The organism is Gilliamella sp. Choc5-1 (assembly GCF_001690595.1).
GTDB classification, from domain to species: Bacteria; Pseudomonadota; Gammaproteobacteria; order Enterobacterales; family Orbaceae; genus Gilliamella; species Gilliamella apicola_M.
The window spans coordinates 1-1,031 of record NZ_LZHH01000037.1 but is presented as its reverse complement, the minus strand read 5'-3'; the positions used below and the strand labels follow the sequence as shown (position 1 = coordinate 1,031).

At 31.7% G+C, this 1,031-nt stretch carries 2 protein-coding genes; one reads left to right on the top strand and one right to left on the bottom strand.

Annotated features, from left to right (window positions below; all coding sequences use genetic code 11):
* Window positions 1–234 precede the first annotated feature (234 nt).
* Window positions 235–516, bottom strand: a complete 282-nt coding sequence (locus A9G35_RS03380) for a hypothetical protein (RefSeq protein ID WP_065635679.1) — start codon at window positions 514–516, stop codon at window positions 235–237.
* Window positions 517–686: 170 nt separating this feature from the next.
* Between A9G35_RS03380 and A9G35_RS03375 the strand changes: the two genes are divergently transcribed.
* Window positions 687–986 (top strand): IS3 family transposase, encoded by a 300-nt coding sequence (locus A9G35_RS03375; protein WP_065589149.1) that lies wholly within the window; start codon window positions 687–689, stop codon window positions 984–986.
* Window positions 987–1,031: the final 45 nt, after the last annotated feature.

Below are 1,031 nucleotides of genomic sequence, written 5' to 3'. Positions count from 1 at the left end.
TGGTTTTACCATCCACGGTTTTGCTAGTACGCCGATTAAAGGCATCATAGGTGTAGCTAAATCGTTCAACTTTATCATAATATTAACAACGTAATAGTAGATAGTTAGATGAATTTAGTTTTATTGTTAATCGACACAATAATGATTAAAATTTAGCAAAGCAAATTAATTATTGAACTTGCTTTGCAAGTTTAAAAGAGGATAATATCCTCCAGTAACATACTAGGATGTTGATTATTTCAGTTCTGATAAGACTCGATCTAAAAATCTCAAAAACTCAAATATATCAGAAAAGCGACCATTTTTACCTCTAACTGGAAGTTTTATTATTTGATTATTCTTGAGATAAATTAATATATTTTCCGATGATTTATCTCCCTCAATAGAGGTTTTTTTTATATCATTAAATAAAACATAAATATTGTTATGATTGGTTGTCCAACTAATACCATTTTCACATATAGTAATAGAGTCGTTTTCCGGTGAGTTATCATATATCCCGAAAATCTTTCCCAAACGAGTATTATTTTTTTTTCCTTAACAATTTTGAACCTTACCATTGGAACCAGTATTCTTTTAACTCTTGTTTCTATATTCATTATAGAATCTCTTGGATCGGCTACACTAAATCATACAACTTTTTTAAGGGGTAAGGTAAACTTATCACAACTAAAAAAGGAACAAATATGAATAAGATTAAACGCAAAAGACGAACATTCACAGATGATTTTAAACAGCAAATGGTCAGTCTTTATCGACATGGTAAATCACGTAGTGAAATCGTTGCCGAATATGATTTGACACCATCAGCATTGGACCGTTGGATAACGCAAGCAAGCCAAAGCGGCTCATTTAAAACAAAAGATAATCGCAGTCCACAAGAACAAGAGTTAATCGCATTGCGTAAAGAGCTTAAACAACTCCGTATGGAAAACGATATTCTAAAGCAAGCAGCACTGATAATAGGGCGAAAATCGCTATCCTAAAAGCAAATCGACATCGTTATAGCATAACAAAGCTATGTCAATATT